Consider the following 18,263-nt stretch of genomic DNA (forward strand, 5'->3'; position numbering starts at 1 on the left):
CCACCTGGTGAAACTGGTCCGCGACGGCGCCACCTTCGAGAAGGGAAAACTCGCCGAAACCGACTCCACCTCACCCACCGAGGAGGCCGCCTGAAACTCGCTCATCCACAAGTCTTGACAATATCTCCTTGTGCGATGGTGGCTGAGTCTAGATGCGCGCCTCTCTAACAGTGGCACGGCTTGGTCGCCGCTAGCCGCTACAGACAAAAATGCCCGATGCAGCGAGCATAAGTGTTCCCAATGGAGCAACCGCGATAATCGTTGCAGCACTGGTCAATGCGGCTTGAGCACGCACCCGAACGCTGTGGGCAGGCGGAACGGCCAGACGTTCAGCTCGAGTCAAGGCGGCGACGTCGGCGGCTCCCATCGCTGCGGCGGGTGCCCCGCCGGCCAACGCCAACAGCCCAGCGAGTAACGGGCCGCGTCCGTGCCGGCGCGCCGCGACGTCATCAGCACACATTTCCAACAGTCGCGGCACTTCGAGGGCACCCCGAGTTACCAGCCGCAGTCGCGGAAGTGCCGCCGCCAACCCGCGTAAGAGCGTAACGATTAGAAGATGGTGGCCATCCAGATGCGCTCGCTCGTGAGCCAGCACGGCTTTCACCTCCGGTGAGGCCAATGCGTCCAAGGTTGCCGTGGTAACTACAATCGTGGGGGGTTTGCCCCCAACGCAGTAGGCCGTGCGTTCCGCGGCGTCAACGACATACACACCCGGTTCAGCGGTGGGGCGGCCTACCATACGAACAGCGCGGGAATGGCCATGGGCATGGATACGCAGGCGGGCGATCGTGAGGATAAACCGGATGCCCACCATTGCAATCCCGACCACCACCGCGCCCAAGATCGTAGTTAGCAAAACTTGCGGCACAAGACCTTCCCTCCCTGCCGCCAAGTCACACACAAATCTGATACATGACACGACGATCGAGTTGCGCTGCCGCCAATGCGCAATGACGTCCGAAATGACTAGCAGCACACTCGCGAGCCCCGTGAGTATCACGCTGCCGATCGCGATCAGCCACGCCGCCACACCGCTTTTCGGCGCATGCCCGCTGCGTGTCAGAAATCCCAACAGCGACGGGCCCAAAACGATGACTGCTAGGCTGTACACCAGCAGGTACGCAGCGATACTCACCGCCGTTTCGCCTGGCTAGAACGTTTGGCTGGGGTTGTCTGCTTTGCTAAACGACGCAGCGCGTTCCGCAATCCTTCAGATTCCTTCGGGCCTATCTGCTCAATGAAATAACTGAGCACTAGTTCTGAGCGGCCCCCGCCGTCGAGCGCTTCTCGCATCAACCGGGCCGTGTGTTCTTCGCGCGTGAGCGTTGCCCAATATCGGTAGGCCCGGCCGTCGCGTTCTCGCTCAAGCCATCCCTTGCTGTTCAAATTATCCATCGTCGACATCACCGTCGTGTAGGCGATGGAACGCTCCTCAGCAAGCTCTTCGAAGATGTCGCGGACCGTGACGGTGTAGGGGTCGCGATTCCACACTCGATCCATTACGACGGCTTCCAATTCACCGAACCCTCGGACTCGCACTGTTTTAGCCTCCAGCGTCTTTATTCCTTCGAGCCTACAACGGTCGGCACCGTCGACCCTGTTGTGACGCGAAATTGAACAGTCGGCCAAGTCACCTAAACATCCGTTGCGGCCGTGGCGGATGCAGTAGCGGTGCCCGTTCTAAAGACCGCGACCCTGGTTAGCAACACCGTCCCAAGCACCCAGATTGTCTGGCAGTCGGACTCGGCCTTGAGCGTCAGGCACTCAGTCGCGGGTTCGAGGCGCCAGTGGTTGCCGGCGGGGCACGGCGCAAATCGTCACACCGTGAAGCGCAAGATTCCAAAGTTACATAAGTGAAATTTGATATTCCTGTTTACTTACGGGACAGAAGTGACTTACGGTGGTTCTCGATAAGTACGTACGTATTGCGTACATCGGTACTTTCCGATTGCCGATGGGTGGTGGAATATGTTGTCCCGCTTGAGTCTCATCTTGAGTGTGGCCGGTCTGCTCGTCAGCTTGACGCTGCCCGGGGTTGCGCGAGCCGACAACAATGTGTGGGATCCGACTCTGCCGAAGATCCTCAGCGCTGGCGCGCCCGGCGATCCAATCGCCATCGCGAACGCATCCCTGCAAGCAACGAACCTCGCCACGCAGACCACGCTGGACCTTGGCCGGAGATTCCTAAATTCGTTGGGCATCGGGGGCGCGCCGGCAACCGTCACGCCTGGGCGGCGCGTGTCGGGCAGTCAAGCAATTGAGTACGTGATTCGTCGCGCCGGGTCCCAGATGGGTGTGCCCTACTCTTGGGGCGGCGGCAGCCTCACCGGCCCGAGTCTGGGCATCGACTCCGGCGCGAACACTGTGGGCTTCGATTGTTCGGGATTGACACGCTACGCCTTCGCCGGCGTTGGTGTTCTTCTCCCACGCTTCTCCGGCGATCAGTATTCCGCCGGACGCCACGTCGCGCCGTCTGAGGCCAAGCGCGGTGACCTATTGTTTTGGGGGCCTGGCGGAAGCCAGCACGAAGCCATCTACCTCGGGGGCGGCCAGATGCTCGAAGCCCAACAAACCGGCGTACCGGTCAAGATTTCGCCGGTGCGAACCGGCGGGATGACGCCGTATGTAACCCGGATCATCGAAAGTTGAACGTGAGGCAACCACGGGACCGGAGCACTCCGCCGACCGTGGCAGAGGTGTACATATCGGGCGACGTCAACCGTTACCTCAGGAGTTAAATACGTTGCCAGGCAACGTGCTGAAGCGATGGAAATTCCGCGCGAGTGTGTAGGACATCCCGTTTCCCGTCGAGCCGGCAGCGAATACCGAAGCGCGACTTCGGGATCAAGTCTTGGAACCCGGAGAGCGCAGCGTGACGTAAAGTCCGCAGCGCGCTGCACATGATGCGACAGTCGCCGGTGGTCGGCTCGCCCGGTCGACGCAGGTGTCACTGAGCGCTTGACATGCGCTTCGTCGAGGGTGATAGGTGCAACAAGCGGGATAAGCACCGCCCCTGGTGCGCGGGTTTGCTTCCCTGAAGCCGTCGATTTCCAGATAGCCGTCCATTTCGACGTTGAACTGGCCCGCGGTCTGCGATGTGACCGAATGTTCGACTGAGTAGTTGTTGACGACCTCGACCTGTGCGCCCGCCGGGATCGTGAAGGGTTCGCAATACTTGAAGCCGGCAATGGTGATCGCCGGGTCATTTGCCACCGCGGGGCCGCTAGTAGCTACCGTTGGCTGGGTGGCCGCAGGAGCGGTTGTCGCCCTTTTGATGCCTTTGCTGCGTGCTGGTGGAACCGCCTCCGCCGCATGCCGTCGCGATTACCGCCACCGCCCAGACGGCGGCCCAACGCCAGATTTTCTCTATTGTCCCCCTCGTAATCCCCACCCTCACGCACCGACTACGATATCGGCGCGGATCGATCACCGCATGCCCATTCGGCGCAATCAAGAACGCATATGCTTGCGGTCACTGGCCTATATCTAGTCAGCCTTCCGTTGTGACCAAGCCGTGCAGGGCGAGCCCGATCACGCTGTGGCGGGCGGCTTCTGGGCCCCAATGGTGACTAGCCCGCAGGTGGATGTAACCCCAGCCGACCATGTTGAACAGAACCGTCGCCGTCACAGTCTCGGGCACGCACCTCAAGGTTCCGTCCGCGGCACCGTCGATGAGTAGACGTTCGAATGGCTCGGCGAAGACGTCGACGGTGAGCGCGTCGGGGCCCGGCCGGTGGAAGACCTCGCCGTGCGCAAGGAACATCCCCGCGAGCAGGGGAAGATACTCATCGGCGGCCGCACACATCGCCTCGAGTGCGGCCTGCAGCCGTTCTGCGGCGGTTCCGCGTGCTGTGATCGCCGGCCATATCGCGTTGCGAAACGTCTGCGCGGCGCGTTCCGTCAACGCGGCGACCAGCTGATCGCGTGTCACCTCGCGGCGGTAGATCGTCGCCCGGGATAGGCCGGCCTCGGCGGCGATGCGTTCTCGCGTCGTCTCGGTTAGGCCCCAGCGTGCGATGGCTGCGGCGGTCGCGTCGATGAGCCGCGGGTCGATGTCCACGGGGTTCACAGACGTGTCTTGACTCTGAGGCATAGGGAAATCATAGTTGAGACATGACAGTCTCAGAAATGAAACTTTCAAGTATCGCTCTCTCGCCGATCTTTGGTGCACTCGCGGCGACGGCCGGCGCCATCTCGCTGTTCGCCACCTACTGGGACGACGCCTGGCACACCGACATTGGCCGCGACACCGCACTGATACCTCCGCACCTGGCGTTGTACGGCGGCGTTGCCATCACTGGACTCGTGGTAGTGGGTTGGGCGCTGGTTGCCCTGGTTCGTACCCGCTCGATTCGCGCGGCGCTGAGGCAGCCGGGCCTCTTGCTGGCGGGCCTGGGTGGTGCGGTCACCCTCGCGGCGGCCCCGCTCGACGCCTTCTGGCACGACAGATTCGGACGCGACGCCGTCTTGTGGAGTCCGCCGCACATGCTCGTTGTATTCGCCTCGACGACGATGGCCATTGGACTGCTCGCCGGGGTGCGGCCTACGAAGCGCGGCATTGTCGAGGCGGCGCTGTCTGCACTGGTGCTGGGTAGCGTGATGATGACCGTCCTGGAGTACGACTCGGATGTTCCGCAGTTCAGCCAGACGCTTTATCTCCCAGTGGTTTTGGTCGCCGAGCTGCTCGCGGTGGTCGTTGTCCGTGTGCTCGTTCCCCGGTCCTTCGCCGTGACTCGGATGCTCGCGTTCTACATCGCGCTACGACTCCTTGTTGTCGCTGCCCTGGCCCTGCTGGGCCGCAGTACGCCCGATCTTCCGGTGGCGGTCCTCGGACTGGCGGTGGCCGACCTGCCGTGGCGCGGCCCCGTGGCGCGGTATGGAGCGACCGCTGGCGCCGTCGCTGCGTTGGCCTGGATCGCGTCCGCGTTCGGCGTGGCGAGCCAGCCCGCGGCAGAGATCGGCGTGGTAGCCGCACCGGTGATCGTGGTCGGCGTCGCGGTGGTGCTGGTCACTGCGTGGCGAGCCCACCTGGCTGGCGCGACCGCTGCTGCGCTGCTGGTTGGCGGAGCGATGTTGATCCTGTCGCCAGCCCCGCGCGCCCTTGCCCATGACCCTGGACAGGGCCAGCCGGTCACCTCAGTACGGCTGACCGTGGACAGCGATGGCCGCGGCAAGGTGCGGGTGGACGCCCACACAGCTGATGCCAGTTCGCAGCTCGTGGCGCACGATGTCGTCGCGCGTCGCGGCGGGCAGACGCTCACCGCGCCGCTCGCTGAACTTGGCGGGGGTCGGTTCAGCGGCACTATCCGCCTACCCCAGCAGGGACGCTGGTTCGTCTACGTCGAATTCACCCGTGGCGGCGAGCCGGTCGAAGCGTGGCTGCCAGTTGAGTCCGAATGGCACGGGACCAGCTCCGCTGAGCGTGAGCTCTACCTGCCCGCCGGCAAGCAAGCCCCGACCGCAATTCAAATCGCAGGCGGCGCGGCGATTTACGCGGTCGGTCTGGCCCTCTTCGGCCTGGCTCTCATGCAGCTGCGCCGGATTGTCCGACACAGAAACAGTCACGCGTGAGGTTGGCCGCCTCTCCCGTGAAGGGAGCCGTCGACCGCATTCGAAATCGTGCGGGCCACCCGCGCTTCACCCTTACCCCACCATCGCAACACGACGAACAACCGTGCTAGGCCGACCCGCGATGTGGAGACTTCACTCCCACAACAGCTACGAAACCGCGTCGTAGGAGTAGGCCGTGGGTAGGCCCGGAGTCGTCAGCGGCCGCGGCAGCCGCGTGCGTGCTGGAATTTAGCCACGCGGCCGTGCCGTCGGCACTCATCGCAGTGTCCGAGGCTCGTTCGTCACCGCCCGAGCTGTTGACGGCCGCGTGATCCTCCCGGGCCTTCCGAGCGCCGAAGAAGTAGATCAGGGCGCCGATGAAGGCCACCGTTGCTGTGAATGAGTTGATGCGGATGCCTGCAATGTCGAACAACCAGTGAGCAAGTAAATCGCGAGAACGGCGCGCCGACAGCGACATTGCAGCACCACGAGGGCCAGCCGCAGTCGGGGGCATACTGCGGTGGGCGGGTGATCACCGCAGCGGCGGTCGCCGTGGTCCTGGCCGTCGGCGCCGCCGTGCTCTATCTGGTGTAGCGGGATGACTCGGACGCAGCGACCTCCATGCCTGCAGGCAGGGCAGGGCTACTTATCCGCACGGCGTGGCGACCGGGCTCACGCGCGCCAGCACCTAAGTTCACACTGAACCGACGGCGACACAGGAAGCCGGTAAGTTTGTCGGACTTTCGCGGTCACTCGACGACACTGATCGGCCGCAAGACCGGCGATGGAAGATTGCCAACTGCAGCCATGCTGTCCGACCTGGCCTGGTGGCGTCGCGGACCCATTCTGGTGCAGCACAATTTGACTGTGTCACTACTACGTAGATAAGCAGATTGCCGACACACTCTTGCATTGGCTGATTGCTGACGAGACCCTCTTCGGGGGGTAGCGAGCATCCAGTTTGACGAGTTGCCTACCATCTACGTAAGACGTTAGTAGGAAATGCACATTTATCATCATCGGAGATCGCGATGCTGATCCGCCTTCGGGTACGCGCATTGTGCGCCATCCTCCTAGGGGCACTCATAGCGGCCGGATGTAGCACTGGGCGCGACGCCGTCGCGCAGGGCGGCACCTTCGAATTCGTGTCACCCGGGGGCAAAACCGACCTGGTCTACGAGCCACCCCAGACCCGTTCCAGCATGGGCGATCTCACGGGGGCCGCCCTGATGAACGATCGGCCAATCCATCTTTCCGATTTTGCAGGCAAGGTGGTCGTGGTCAACATTTGGGGATCTTGGTGCGCGCCGTGTCGCACCGAGACTCCGGAGCTGGAGAAGGTGTTCGATGAGACCGAACCTTTCGGTGTGGCATTCCTGGGCATCGACGTACGCGACGATCGTTCGGCGGCCAGGGATTTCGTCACCGACCGTAAAGTCCGCTACCCGTCGATATTCGATCTCCCGATGCGCAGCTTGATCGCACTGGGCAGGGGCTACCCCACCAGCGTCGTACCCACCACAGTGGTGCTCGACCGCAAACACCGGGTCGCCGCAGTCTTCTTGCGGGCGCTGCTCGCCGAGGATCTGCGGCCCGTCGTGCGCCGGATCGCGGCTGAGCCGTGACCGGACACGCGCAGGGCATCGGCGACGCGTTCGGAGGGGCCGCGGCATCCGGACCGCTGCTGCTCGGGCTCGGCGCCGCCGCGCTAGCTGGTACCGTCTCGTTCGCGTCACCGTGCTGCATCCCGTTGGTGCCCGGCTATTTGTCCTACCTCGCCGGCGCCGCGGGAACGCATTCGTCATCTCGACCGCCGCGCGCGCGGGATTCGTGGCGGCTGACCGGTGCCGCCCTGCTATTCGTCGCCGGGTTCACGGTCGTCTTTGTCGCCGCGACGGCGTCAGTATTCGGCTTGATCGGCGTGCTCGCGCTCAACCGAGATCTGCTCCAGCGGATCGGCGGCGTACTCACCATCGTCATGGGACTCGCGTTCATCGGATTTATCCCGATGCTGCAGCGCGACATCAGATTTCACCCCCAGCGCGTCACCGGCATCGTCGGCGCACCGCTGCTCGGCGCGACGTTCGGACTCGGGTGGACGCCCTGCCTTGGACCCACCCTGGCGGGCGTGCTGTCCGTCGCCGCCGGCACGCAAGGCGTCACCGCGGCACGCGGTGTGCTGCTCATCGTCGCCTACTGCCTAGGCTTGGGCGTGCCATTCATCATCCTGGCGTTGGGAACGAGCGCGATGCAGCGCTGGTTAGGGTGGCTGCGCCGCAACACCCGCCGTATCCAGATCGCCGGCGGTATCATGCTGATAGCAGTGGGTATCGCCCTGCTCACCGGAACCTGGGCCGATTTTGTCGGCTTGATCCGCGACCGATTCGTGACGACCACCGTCCTACCGATATGACAGCCGCGGCCTGATCATCGGGGCCCTGTTTGTCCTGGCAGGGCTCTTCTATGACCGGGCGGAAAGCTACGACATGGACTCCTGCGGCGGCCTGGCGGGCCCGGCACCCAAGCTCGCCGTACGGTTCGCCGTCGGCGCCATCGCCTCACTGCGATCGCCAGGCTTTCCGGTTTCATCGCCGAATTCCAGATCTTCGCCGGCACATTGCCACCACATAAGTGACTGCGCTTGCCTTGCCCGGTATTACGGTCACCGCTCCGCTGTTTGTGCGCGCACTACAACGCGTGTTCACCCGCCCAACACCTGGGCATGCGGTCGGCTTCGCCGACCTCCTGGTCCCTGAGACGGTTTCTCGGTCAGCTCTTTTCGTGCTCAATGTGGCCATCGGCTGGGTGCCTCGCCCGTCACTGGATCTGATTGAACCAGCCGCCGGCGCGCTGGTCCTGTTTGTCGGCCGATTCACGATGCGCCGCCCGATAGGCGCGGCCGCTCGCCTGCCACGCCTGCATACGCCGGCCAGGTACACCACGTCTACATATCCCGAGTTCGCCCGAGGCGTGGCATCAACGCGGCTTATGCGTTCTGTTTGGCAGTAGACCGCCGGCGGAGCAGGGCTATGCATGACCGGCAGTGCAATATACGGTGGGGGGGTATCGTATCCTAGAGGAAGGCACGCTGATAACCACTATCGCGAAACCGAGAACGTCGGTGCTGGCGCGCGTACTACGGAACCCGGCGGTCCGTGCGATCGCCAAGTGCGCGGTGATGTGCGCGCTCGGCGCGAACGCCAGAGATCGGCGCGATGTCAAGCACGCCGAGTCGCACGCCGTTTCATGCTGCGCTAGTAGGTAATTCGACGACGCAAGTCACACTTCCCACGAGCCGCATCTTCAAACGATCGTTATCAAGCGCCGACCGGACATGGACAAAGTCGGCCGCTGCTTGCACGCTTAACGACGGTAATGACGCCGTAATCCCGGGTCGCCGCCAAGGCGGCCAGCACCGCTACGCCGACGGTGACGGCTCACGGCGGAACCGGGGCCCCGCCTTGCTTCGGTAGGAATGCCACCAGCACGGCTGGGATCAGGGTGGGCGAGGACAAAGCTGGCCAGCCCCAGGCGGCTGGCATTTCGGCAGTGTAATGCTCGGGTGCGCCTTCAGCAAAGTACGCATCGGCGCGTCGCCGGGAAACGCTGATGGCGCTGATCGTGAAACCTACTGTCGCGGCGATGATGTCGACGCCCGCCAGCGCCGGAAGGTCGCATGTCGGCCTACATCAGGCTTGGCGACTGAGGCCAGTACCGGGCCGCTGAACCGCAGGAGATCCCCGCCGTCCGCGTCAAGTATGTGTCGGGCTTTGACAGCGCATCGATGATTACCGATGCTGAAACCGCTGCGCCACAGATTATCTGCAGTGCCGACCGCCAAAAAAGCGGCGGCTACAGCCAACGCAACGCCGTACCCGGGCGGCGACCCCACAGCCAAGGCGATCACAGAATGGCCAACGTACCCCTATGGCTAGCAGCATGGCGATCGCTGCCGCTGTGCCGGATTGCATCAGCAAGCATCACCACGTAACGATTATGTCCGGCAACTTCAGGAAGCGTGCGGGGCTCGGTACACGGCGACGACGACGGAACCACCGGACACCGTTGACTCTCGAGTGAGGTTTGTCCGCATCACCGTCATGATGACCTCCCCTGCTACCGCTCGTTACGCTCTGAATTTATACCCCTTGGGGTATATATTCCGGTCGGCGTTACGCGCCCGCATCCCGGCGCGTTAGCCGCGAGCGCGAGGTCGGCCCACGGCGAACGAACTCTTGCGCGGCTCGACGCGTATGGCCACCTAGGTTCTACGGCTATAGGCCGTACTAAGTAACATCGTCAATTAGCGAGTGGCGCGATTTGCGTCCTCGGCACCGCGCGCGACAGGACCTACAGACCGGTGAGGACGGCACTAAATGGTGCAAACACTGCGGCTCGGGTATGGCCGTGTTCGTCATCGTCTGCGCGTTTGGTGCGATCTGGATCTGGGCGTGTGGGAAGTGAGCTCTCGCGGTGCTTATGTCCTGCGCCGGCTAGCCAAAGTGGCCGCCGCGGGGGCGGCGGTCTGCTGCTGGCGGCGAGTTTTGCACCGCTGAGTTGGTGGGTCAGTGCGATTGGCGGCCTGGCGCTCTTGGGCTGGGTGCTGGCTGACCCCCATACCCGCACCGTCAGTGGCTTCGGGTACGGGCTGCTGTTCGGCTTGGGGTTCTATCTGCCGTTGTTGCCGTGGGTCGGCGTGATGGTGGGGCCCGTCCCGTGGGTGGCGCTGGCGATCGTATGTGCCCTGTTTCCCGCCGTGTTCGCCGTGCCGGCTGTGCTGCTACGCGGACAGAGCGGTTGGCCACTGTGGTGGGCGGCCTGGTGGACCGCCGTGGAGGCGCTCAAGAGCGTCGTTCCGTTCGGCGGTTTCCCCTGGGGGGTGATCGCGTTCAGCCAGGCGGACGGCCCGCTGGCCGTATTTGCGCGTCTGGGCGGTGCGCCGCTGGTGTCGTTCACCTCGGCCTTGGTCAGTTTCTGCGTCACCTCCGTCGCCCTGCTGGTTCGGCGTTCGGTGCGCACCAACCTCAAGGGCGCCTTCGGGATTCCGGTTCTGTGCCTGGCGCTGGTCGCGCTCTCCACGGCGGCGATCGGGCCCGTGGTACACACCTCAACTGACTCCGGGCCGTCTGTGACAGTCGCGCTCGTGCAGGGAAACGTTCCCCGGCTCGGTTTGGATTTCAACGCCCAGCGCCGCGCTGTGCTGGACAACCACGTGCGCGAGACGCTGCGACTTGCCGAGGACATCCGGTCAGGACGCGCCGACCCACCGCAAGTCGTTGTGTGGCCCGAAAATTCCTCGGACATAGATCCGCTCATCAACGAGGATGCAGCGCGGCAGATTACCCGGGCCGCCCGAGCGGTAGGTGCGCCGATTCTGGTCGGGGCCGTGCTGGCCCGGCCCGAGTGGAGTCCATCGAGCCCGGTCAGTTCCAACTCGGTGATCGTCTGGGATCCCGTCACCGGGCCCGGAGCACGACACGACAAGAAGATCATCCAGCCCTTCGGTGAATATCTACCCTGGCGGGGGTTCTTTCGGCATTTCTCCGGCTATGCCGACCGGGCCGGATATTTCGTCGCGGGTAACGGCAGCGGCGTTGTGCAGGCTGCCGGCGTGCCGGTCGGTGTCACCACCTGCTGGGAGGTGATCTTCGATCGCGCCGCGCGTGAGGCCGTGCTGGGCGGCGCGCAGATGCTGGCGGTGCCCAGCAACAATGCGACGTTTAACGAGCAGATGAGCCGCCAGCAGTTGGCGTTCGCCAAGATCCGAGCCATCGAACACAATCGCAGCGTCGTCGTGGCGGGTACGACAGGCATCAGCGCGGTGATTACCCCGGCCGGCCGAGTCGTGGCGGATACCGGCTTTTTCGAAACTGCCTATCTGCAAGTTCGGATCCCGTTGCAGGCCACCATTAGTTCAGGCACCCGCTGGGCGCCCTCCGCGCAATGGGGGCTCGTCGCCTTGGCCCTCAGTGCGCTGACGATCGGGCTGATTAGCCGCGGGCTGAATCACTCAAGCACGGCAGCCCGCGCAGCAAGTTCGCCACCCCACCCGGGTCAACGGCTGGGTTTGGCGGACCATCCGACGAGCATGAAGCCGCCCAGAATCAGCACCGACGACATGGGGTAGCCCAGTAGCAGGTCCTGGTAGCCGATAATCTGCAGCCGTGCAAGGTGGGTGTAGACATGCACGAGCGCCATTACCGAGCCGATCCCGACAAACAACCAACCCAGCCGACGGCGCATCCGTTCACGGCGGTACGCAGGGGTGTAGATCGTTGGTTTACGGCTGCGCGGAGTGCGCCGCTTAGGGCTCATGACAAGTCACCGGACCTTCCGACCGAATACGAATGTTGATAGTACTAGTTAGCCTAGTAAGCCGGATGTGGAGAAGCACGCGGGCCTAGCGTCGATCACCTGGCCGATTTCCGCAGTGCCGATAGATCAAATGTCCACCCTTCTAAAAGGAATCCAACAACCCCGCCTTGATCGATGACAGTTATCCATCGCCACCTAGCCGCCGACATCAGCCAGCGTTACACCGCGGCTAGCCAACCAGGGGGCAGGATCAACACGGTCGGTGCCATTGACATGAACTTCCAAATGCAAGTGCGGACCAGTGGAATTCCCCGTGTTGCCCATGGTCGCGATCTGGTCGCCGGCCATCACACGCTCACCCACCTCCACGGTGGTGCTGTTCAGGTGCCCATACAAAGTGACGGTGCCGTCGGTGTGACGCAGCTTGACCCAGATCCCAAACCCCGACACGGGACCGTCCGCGATTACCACGCCGTCGGCGACCGCGTAGATCGGGGTCCCGATTGCGTTAGCGATGTCGATGCCGCCGTGGACCGCGCCCCATCGGGGGCCATACCCTGAGGTGAGAATGCCGCGGCTCGGTATCACGTACAACGGCCTTTGCAACCGCGCTTCCCGTTCGGCGCGCTGCTGCGCGAAGGCGACACCGCGGGCAAATTCCTCGGCCGCGACCTCGGGGTTGACCGGCGGGATCGCGGCGATCACTTGAACGCCGCCGCTGGCACTACTACCGGTGTCAAGCACAGATGCTTCGGCGGCCATCACCGCCGGCCCGGAGTCCACTTCTGCTGCACCACTGGCCGATCGGGCGGCGGCGGCCGCGGCGCCGAGCGCCATCGCGACGATCAGAAGACGGCTGCGATTCGCGCCCCCGACGTCAGCGCGGCGATGTCCTCGCAGTGGCGCCGAACCGCTGGCGGCCCGCACCGATGGCGGAGGTCTATGGCGCAGGCCCGGAGGATCTTGCACAAGCGGCGCGCACAGGCGCATCGGTGTCTGATCAATGTCGCCATCGGAATCGTCAAGGTCTCTGGAGTGAATGACTTGGAAGTCGTTGTCGAAGTCGCAGTGCTCCCGAAAGACCATCTCAGCGAGGGCGCCGAACTGGTTGAACGGGATGATCTCAGTAATTTCACCGTCCCAATTAACGGCGCGGCGCGGTGGTTCGGGCCAGCACTGATCAGCCAATCCGAGGACCTCCACGCCGTGACCTGATCGTCATCGACGATCAGGTGACTTAACCAAACTCATCGTTGCGGTGGCAAGACAATCGGCGAAACCGATTGTCCAGGAACGGTTTGTCCACTGCATCGGACCCTCAAGCTCGCCCGCCACCGCGGTGCGGATGATGCCAGCGCGGCGTTCCCTAAACAATGTAGTACTAATTGATTTAGTAGACTAGAGCGGTGCTGTACACGATCACGAACTGGAGACCCCTTAGGAAATGCCGAAGGTCTGTGAGCCGAAGACCAGGTGAGTTGCTTCCCCAGTACTTCGGACGCCTCACAAGCGGGTGGACGCCGGGTTTATCCATCGGCGCCGGCATCGTGAAGGCCGCAGCGAAGATGGACAGGACGCCGTCGCCGCAGCGCCGCTCGCGCAAAGTACCTACAGGCAGTGCCCGGATCCGCCGGGCGTCTTACGTGGGAAACGGCATGTCGGCGCCCGTTACCCCGCGGTGCAGGAGGCTAACCCGGTCAGCGCAGCGAATATCACCAAGGTGGTCGTGCACAGCACCAGTGCGGTAGCCCAGGCCGCGCTGAACCCGGCGATCCGGCCCGTGGATGACACCCGTCCCTGCAGCCGGTCCAGACGCAGCTGGGTGCAGTCGCTGGCCATTCCGAGCGCAACCGACGGTGCCGAAGCGCTGCTCAGTGTGCGCAGTGCCCGGCGAAGCCCACAGCGGCCGTGCAGGCGGGCGGCGTGGGCGTCAGCGTCCAGTTCGACCAAGGTACGCACCAGCGACGGCGAATGGCGCATCAGCGGCAGCCATCCCAGGCCCGCGGCGACAGCTTGTGCGACGGCGATCAGCAAATGGTGGCGCCGGACCACGTGGGCACGCTCATGGGCTTCTACGGCACGTACGGATGCGCGGTCCAGACGCTGCTGCAGTCCGGTACTCATTACCACCAGCGGCGGGTCGCCGGCGAGGCTGTAGGCCAGCGGTTCGGCGGCCGGTAGCCACAGCACCGCCCCGGGTTGCGGGGCCCCGCCGGTCAGCAACCAGGTCAGCTCGGCGTGTTTGCCGTGGAGGCGACGTCGTTGCCGGCCGATACAGCTCAGCTGCCAGGCGCCGCGTAGTGCGGCAAGGCTCAACGCGGCTGCGCTAGCGATGCCCGCGATGGTGTCGGCCTGTCCGGACGGCCCCGCGTGCAAGGCCAGCCAGCACTGGTGCAGCAGTTCAGCCAGCCCCGGTAAGGCGACCGCGGTGAGCGTGACGCATACCAGCACACCCCACGCTGCCAGTAATACCGCAGCGTCGACGCCACAGCGGGTCAACGCGCGCAGCAGCGGCGGTGTGAGCACACCCACGGTGAGACCGCCGATGGTCCACCACATCACGGCGGTCACCGTCGTCGACCCCGTTCTTTCAATCCTCGGGTCAGTGCCCGCAATTCGGCGGTGGTGGCGTTACGAGCAAAGTGCAGCAGCGCCGCGCTGGGATCTCCGCTGTCGGCCAGTAGCTCACGCACCGCGTCGGTGGCTGCTTGAATGCGGTCGCGGGTGGCCTGGTAGCTGTAGGCGCGGCCGTCGAGTTCCCGGCTCAACCATCCTTTGCGGTAAAGATTGTCCATTACCGTCATCACGGTCGTGTAGGCCGGCTGACGGGCTGGTCCGAGTTTGTCGAGGACGTCACGGACCCGCACCGCGTCGTCCGTGCTCCAGACCACCTCCATGATCGCCGCCTCCAGCTCGCCGAGCCCTGGCAGCGGCCGGGTCGGCCGTGCTGCGGGGCGCCGCGAAGCCCCGTAAATCGTCTTGCGGGGTGTCATTGTTTCTGCCTTTCCCCACGCGCGGCGGCTACCGCCTCCGTGACCTGAGCGACATCGCGGAAAGCCTTCATCGGAAGGCGACGCACGGACCCATCGGTATCGACAAGGTAGCTCAGCGGCAGCAGTTGCGGTGCCTGCAACGCGCGAGCAACCGCATCGGCGTCGGTGAACGATGCATAGCCAATATCCAGGTCGCGGAGGAGCGCCGTGGCGGAGGACGGCCGGTCGCGCACATTGACGCCGATAACGCGCAGCGCGCCGGATGTCTTGCTGTAGGCGTAGAGCACCGGCATCTCCTCGCGACACGGCGCACACCACGACGCCCACAGATTGAGCAGGGTCGGCGCGCCAGCTACGGCTGCACCCACGTTCATCGGCTGCGCGGATCCCAGGCACCGGGCTATCGCTCTGGACAGGACCGGCACGGCCGAGCCGTCGCGCACGGGCGCCGGGCATGGAATGGCACCGGTTTCGCTGTCTGCAGGTTCTGCGCCCTCCCCGGCGTTGCTTGCCGTTGTTTCCTGCGCCGGCGGAGTGAAGACGGTGTCGTGGCTGATGAGCACACTAGCGACTGTCACCGCCGCCGCAGCGACCAGCGTTGTCATTGCTCGACCTCCCACCGCTAGCTGTCGCCCTCCGGCGCGAAGTCCGCCGTGGTCGCTCGATCTTGCCGTGCGCCGTCAGCTGCAACCGGGCAGGACCGCAAGGCTGTCAGCCGCCGCCACAGAGCCCACCCCAGCAACGCCAACGAGGCTGCTGCGAGCACGGGCTGAATCGGCGCCCAAATACCCAGTGCCCCACCGACTCCGAGGGCAGCCACCACCAGCTTGTTGCATACGGGGCAACCCACCGCCAGTACCGAACCGACATTGGCGAGGATCCCGGCACGTCCTGGGGTCGCGGATGCGATCGCGCGGCGATCGACATAGGTTGCCGCCAGCACGCCGCTGAGCCCGACAGTCAGGGCCCAGGCGGCGTAGCTCCACCACGGCACGGGGGTCATGCGCACGAAAAATGGGTTGGACAGCACAGCGCTGGGCACACCCACTGCTATAGCGACGACTGCAGCCGCCGCCACGGCGACGCCCACCCGCAGCCACAACATCCGACGCGTGATCATTTGACCACCACCCTGAACGCCCGTCCGGCAACATCCTTCAGCTTAGTACTAAAGCTCATAGTATTTGATCGATGCTGTGCTAGTTGTTCGATCATGCCAACTCCTGCGACCTCAATCACGTCAAAGCGCTGCCCTTCAGCCACTGGTCCCAAGGCACGTTCCAATCGCCGTTTTGCCAGATCTGCAGGGGCTCACCGCCGGTATTGCGCACCTCGACGACGTCACCCGGGACGGAGAAGTCGTAGAACCAGCGGGCGTTCTCCGCATTGAGGTTCAGGCATCCATGAGAGACGTTTGTGTTGCCCTGCGCCCATACTGTGCTGTCGAGCCGGTGCAGATACACTCCGTCGGTACTGATCCGAGTGGCCAGCGAAATCGTTTCACGGTAGCCCAGTCGTGAATTGATAGGTAGACCGTAGGTCGATGAATCCATCACCACCCGGTCTGCTTTGTCCATCACCGTGTAAACGCCGCGCTGAGTCCAAAACGAAATCGTCTGCCCGTTAACCGTTTCGCTGCCGCCCATGCCCATCGACGTCGGCATAGTCCGTACCAATTGGCCGTTGTCGTAGACGGAGACTTGCTTGGTCACATCGTCGGCGATCGACACGTGGGCATCGCCGATCCTGAAGCTGACCCTAGCGTCCTCCTGCCCGTAGAGCCCCTCACCTAGCGGTGCGCCGTAGATGTTGGCCTCGACCGTCACCACGGTTCCCGGCGAAAAGTAGTGTGGCGGGCGCCAATGCGCATTCTGATTGTCAACCCAGTACCACGAGCCACGCACCGGTGGCGAGGTCGTCACCGAGAGCCGCCGCTCGGCGGCCGCCTTATCGGTGATCGATTCATCAAAATGGGCCACCACGACGGTGCCGATGCCGTAGGCAGCGTCCGCACGCAGCGCGGTCCCGGCCGTCGTGGTCAGCGACACCGTGGTTTGATTGCTCGGCGTCAGCGTCGAGAACGTCGAAATTTGTTGCGTGGGTGTATCGTTGGCTCCGATGGCGGTCGCTGTAACGGTGTAGGAGCGTCCGTAACCCAGCGGCACAGCGGGCTTCCACACCCTTTTGTCCGGGGTGAGGATGCCGACGATGCGGTTACCCTGCTCGTTGACCATCACCACCTCGGCCAGCGTCCCTACTGTCGCGGTCACGGTCACCGGAGCCGACGGGTCGACATCGGTCGCGCCGCGCCCGGGGGTGATAGCCAATACCGCCGGGCCCGGCGGTATTGGCTTATCGCCGGTCTGCGCCTCGGTGGGAGCGGCTGGTGTGCAGTCAGCGCCACACCGACCAAGAATTGCGACCACCGTGGCACCCAGCACCGCGATAATCAGCAAGACGACGGCAAGCACAGAGACTTTGAGCCGACGATCGACGATCAAACCCTCTCCTCGTGTCCGATTAACGGCCTGCATCACCCCCGCCGAGGCCAGGCACCCTGGCTACTAGTCTACATAGTAGGTACCGCGAGCTTGTGCCGCCGCCGCGACGATGATGGCTCGCGTTCAGACTAGGTAACCGTTCGGCGCAGGGAACGAACAATCAGACCGAGCACCCGGCAAGACCGTTATCAGAGTGAGACTGCGACTTCTGTTTCCAGTGAGACAGTAGTGATATACGTTGCAGTTACGTACTGGACAACTGCATGCTGGCGGCTTCCCCAGCTGTGCCACAAGATCTGGACCGACGACTGCCCACGGTGACGCGCCAGCGCACCCCGCCTAGGGAGATCTTTTGATGGGGCCTATATCTTGCCGGGCCAACCGCCTCGCCGCCGCCGTCACCGTGGGCGCCGCGCTGTTTGCCTCGTGCAGCGCCACCGCACGAGCGTCACACGACAGCACCAGCCATCCGGCTCCGGAAGTGTCAGCCTTAATCGTCGACCTCGCACAGGCCAATCAGTGGCTGGCTGACATCGGCGCGCAGATCCAAGGCCAGCAGGAAGGCGTGAATAAGGCATTAGTCGACGTTGTCAATACCCGTGACGCGGCCGCAGCGGCGCGCCGCACCCTAGCAGCCAGCACGCAGGGGCTGGCCGACGCCAACACGGCCATCGCCGCAGCCCAGCAGCGCTTCGATGCCTTCGCCGCCGCCGCCTACATCAATGGGCCACCACAGGCCCTGTTTTCGGCGACCAGTCCTGATGAGATTATCGCCACGAGGAATTGTCAATACCTGTGGATCGGGGTGTTTCAGGCGACCTCCGTTTCGGTTGATTCGGCCGGCTCGGGCGGTGTGATGTCGGCGGGGCGTTCGAGTAGCTTGCCTTTGTGGAAGACGGCGCCG

The 18,263-nt window shown here is 64.0% G+C and carries 15 protein-coding genes and 1 pseudogene; 6 read left to right on the forward strand and 10 right to left on the reverse strand.

What is annotated here, in order from left to right; all coding sequences use genetic code 11:
- Positions 1 to 190: 190 nt before the first annotated feature.
- Together HPC46_RS31805 and HPC46_RS31810 are read right to left on the reverse strand one after the other, a co-directional pair.
- The gene (locus tag HPC46_RS31805) at positions 191 to 1,135 is read right to left on the reverse strand and encodes a M56 family metallopeptidase (protein WP_179476035.1); all 945 of its coding nucleotides are present in this window, start codon (positions 1,133 to 1,135) and stop codon (positions 191 to 193) included.
- Positions 1,132 to 1,539, reverse strand: coding sequence for a BlaI/MecI/CopY family transcriptional regulator (locus HPC46_RS31810; RefSeq protein WP_179476046.1), 408 nt, complete (start codon positions 1,537 to 1,539; stop codon positions 1,132 to 1,134). Before HPC46_RS31810 ends, HPC46_RS31805 begins: the two co-directional genes overlap by 4 nt.
- 429 nt (positions 1,540 to 1,968) lie before the next feature.
- Here HPC46_RS31810 and ripB point away from each other — a divergent pair, with 429 nt between their 5' ends.
- Positions 1,969 to 2,649: an NlpC/P60 family peptidoglycan endopeptidase RipB gene (gene ripB / locus HPC46_RS31815; RefSeq protein ID WP_179476036.1), complete on the forward strand. Its 681-nt coding sequence runs from the start codon at positions 1,969 to 1,971 to the stop codon at positions 2,647 to 2,649.
- 195 nt (positions 2,650 to 2,844) lie between these two features.
- On the opposite strand, the gene HPC46_RS31820 is transcribed toward ripB, so the two are convergent.
- Both HPC46_RS31820 and HPC46_RS31825 read right to left on the reverse strand, forming a co-directional pair.
- A complete protein-coding gene (locus tag HPC46_RS31820) occupies positions 2,845 to 3,213 on the reverse strand; it encodes a cupredoxin domain-containing protein (RefSeq protein ID WP_179476037.1) in 369 nt (122 codons plus the stop codon).
- Between the two features lie 277 nt (positions 3,214 to 3,490).
- Positions 3,491 to 4,093 carry a TetR/AcrR family transcriptional regulator gene (locus tag HPC46_RS31825; RefSeq protein ID WP_179476038.1) on the reverse strand — a complete coding sequence of 201 codons (603 nt, stop codon included), beginning with the start codon at positions 4,091 to 4,093 and terminating at the stop codon, positions 3,491 to 3,493.
- 35 nt (positions 4,094 to 4,128) lie between these two features.
- On the opposite strand from HPC46_RS31825, the gene HPC46_RS31830 reads away from it, so the two are divergent.
- The 4 genes from HPC46_RS31830 (at position 4,129) to lnt (ending at position 11,677) form a co-directional block, all read left to right on the forward strand.
- Positions 4,129 to 5,571: a hypothetical protein gene (locus HPC46_RS31830; protein ID WP_233716977.1), complete on the forward strand. Its 1,443-nt coding sequence runs from the start codon at positions 4,129 to 4,131 to the stop codon at positions 5,569 to 5,571.
- A 1,010-nt stretch (positions 5,572 to 6,581) separates the two neighbouring features.
- Positions 6,582 to 7,175 carry a TlpA family protein disulfide reductase gene (locus HPC46_RS31835; protein WP_179476040.1) on the forward strand — a complete coding sequence of 198 codons (594 nt, stop codon included), beginning with the start codon at positions 6,582 to 6,584 and terminating at the stop codon, positions 7,173 to 7,175.
- The gene (locus HPC46_RS31840) at positions 7,172 to 7,963 is read left to right on the forward strand and encodes a cytochrome c biogenesis CcdA family protein (RefSeq protein WP_179476041.1); all 792 of its coding nucleotides are present in this window, start codon (positions 7,172 to 7,174) and stop codon (positions 7,961 to 7,963) included. The genes HPC46_RS31835 and HPC46_RS31840 overlap by 4 nt, the downstream gene beginning before the upstream one ends.
- A 2,040-nt stretch (positions 7,964 to 10,003) precedes the next feature.
- Positions 10,004 to 11,677 (forward strand): apolipoprotein N-acyltransferase, encoded by a 1,674-nt coding sequence (gene lnt, locus HPC46_RS31845; protein WP_407665588.1) that lies wholly within the window; start codon positions 10,004 to 10,006, stop codon positions 11,675 to 11,677.
- A 383-nt stretch (positions 11,678 to 12,060) separates the two neighbouring features.
- On the opposite strand, the gene HPC46_RS31850 is transcribed toward lnt, so the two are convergent.
- The 6 genes from HPC46_RS31850 to HPC46_RS31875 all read right to left on the reverse strand — a co-directional run bounded on the left by HPC46_RS31850 (position 12,061) and on the right by HPC46_RS31875 (position 17,359).
- Positions 12,061 to 13,053 (reverse strand): M23 family metallopeptidase, encoded by a 993-nt coding sequence (locus HPC46_RS31850; RefSeq protein WP_233716979.1) that lies wholly within the window; start codon positions 13,051 to 13,053, stop codon positions 12,061 to 12,063.
- Positions 13,054 to 13,533: 480 nt separating this feature from the next.
- Complete coding sequence (locus HPC46_RS31855) at positions 13,534 to 14,436, reverse strand: M56 family metallopeptidase (RefSeq protein ID WP_325096855.1); 903 nt, start codon at positions 14,434 to 14,436, stop codon at positions 13,534 to 13,536.
- Positions 14,433 to 14,858: a BlaI/MecI/CopY family transcriptional regulator gene (locus HPC46_RS31860; protein WP_179476043.1), complete on the reverse strand. Its 426-nt coding sequence runs from the start codon at positions 14,856 to 14,858 to the stop codon at positions 14,433 to 14,435. Before HPC46_RS31860 ends, HPC46_RS31855 begins: the two co-directional genes overlap by 4 nt.
- A complete protein-coding gene (locus tag HPC46_RS31865; protein WP_179476044.1) occupies positions 14,855 to 15,463 on the reverse strand; it encodes a TlpA family protein disulfide reductase in 609 nt (202 codons plus the stop codon). The genes HPC46_RS31860 and HPC46_RS31865 overlap by 4 nt, the downstream gene beginning before the upstream one ends.
- A gap of 17 nt (positions 15,464 to 15,480) precedes the next feature.
- Positions 15,481 to 15,978 (reverse strand): hypothetical protein, encoded by a 498-nt coding sequence (locus tag HPC46_RS31870; RefSeq protein ID WP_179476045.1) that lies wholly within the window; start codon positions 15,976 to 15,978, stop codon positions 15,481 to 15,483.
- Positions 15,979 to 16,093: 115 nt separating this feature from the next.
- Positions 16,094 to 17,359, reverse strand: a complete 1,266-nt coding sequence (locus tag HPC46_RS31875; RefSeq protein WP_233716978.1) for a L,D-transpeptidase — start codon at positions 17,357 to 17,359, stop codon at positions 16,094 to 16,096.
- A gap of 355 nt (positions 17,360 to 17,714) precedes the next feature.
- Between HPC46_RS31875 and HPC46_RS31880 the strand changes: the two are divergent.
- Positions 17,715 to 18,263 (forward strand): annotated as a pseudogene (locus tag HPC46_RS31880) (hypothetical protein); the annotation flags it as partial.

This window comes from Mycolicibacterium vinylchloridicum, assembly GCF_013404075.1.
Lineage (GTDB): Bacteria > Actinomycetota > Actinomycetes > Mycobacteriales > Mycobacteriaceae > Mycobacterium > Mycobacterium vinylchloridicum.

What these genes read in the sequence shown, in the direction of transcription:
- HPC46_RS31860 (WP_179476043.1), bottom strand. Translation starts at nt 14,858, where the DNA reads ATGACACCCCGCAAGACGATTTACGGGGCTTCGCGGCGCCCCGCAGCA.
- HPC46_RS31825 (WP_179476038.1), bottom strand. Translation starts at nt 4,093, where the DNA reads ATGCCTCAGAGTCAAGACACGTCTGTGAACCCCGTGGACATCGACCCG.
- HPC46_RS31830 (WP_233716977.1), top strand. Translation starts at nt 4,129, where the DNA reads ATGAAACTTTCAAGTATCGCTCTCTCGCCGATCTTTGGTGCACTCGCG.
- HPC46_RS31865 (WP_179476044.1), bottom strand. Translation starts at nt 15,463, where the DNA reads ATGACAACGCTGGTCGCTGCGGCGGCGGTGACAGTCGCTAGTGTGCTC.
- HPC46_RS31835 (WP_179476040.1), top strand. Translation starts at nt 6,582, where the DNA reads ATGCTGATCCGCCTTCGGGTACGCGCATTGTGCGCCATCCTCCTAGGG.
- ripB (WP_179476036.1), top strand. Translation starts at nt 1,969, where the DNA reads ATGTTGTCCCGCTTGAGTCTCATCTTGAGTGTGGCCGGTCTGCTCGTC.
- HPC46_RS31870 (WP_179476045.1), bottom strand. Translation starts at nt 15,978, where the DNA reads ATGATCACGCGTCGGATGTTGTGGCTGCGGGTGGGCGTCGCCGTGGCG.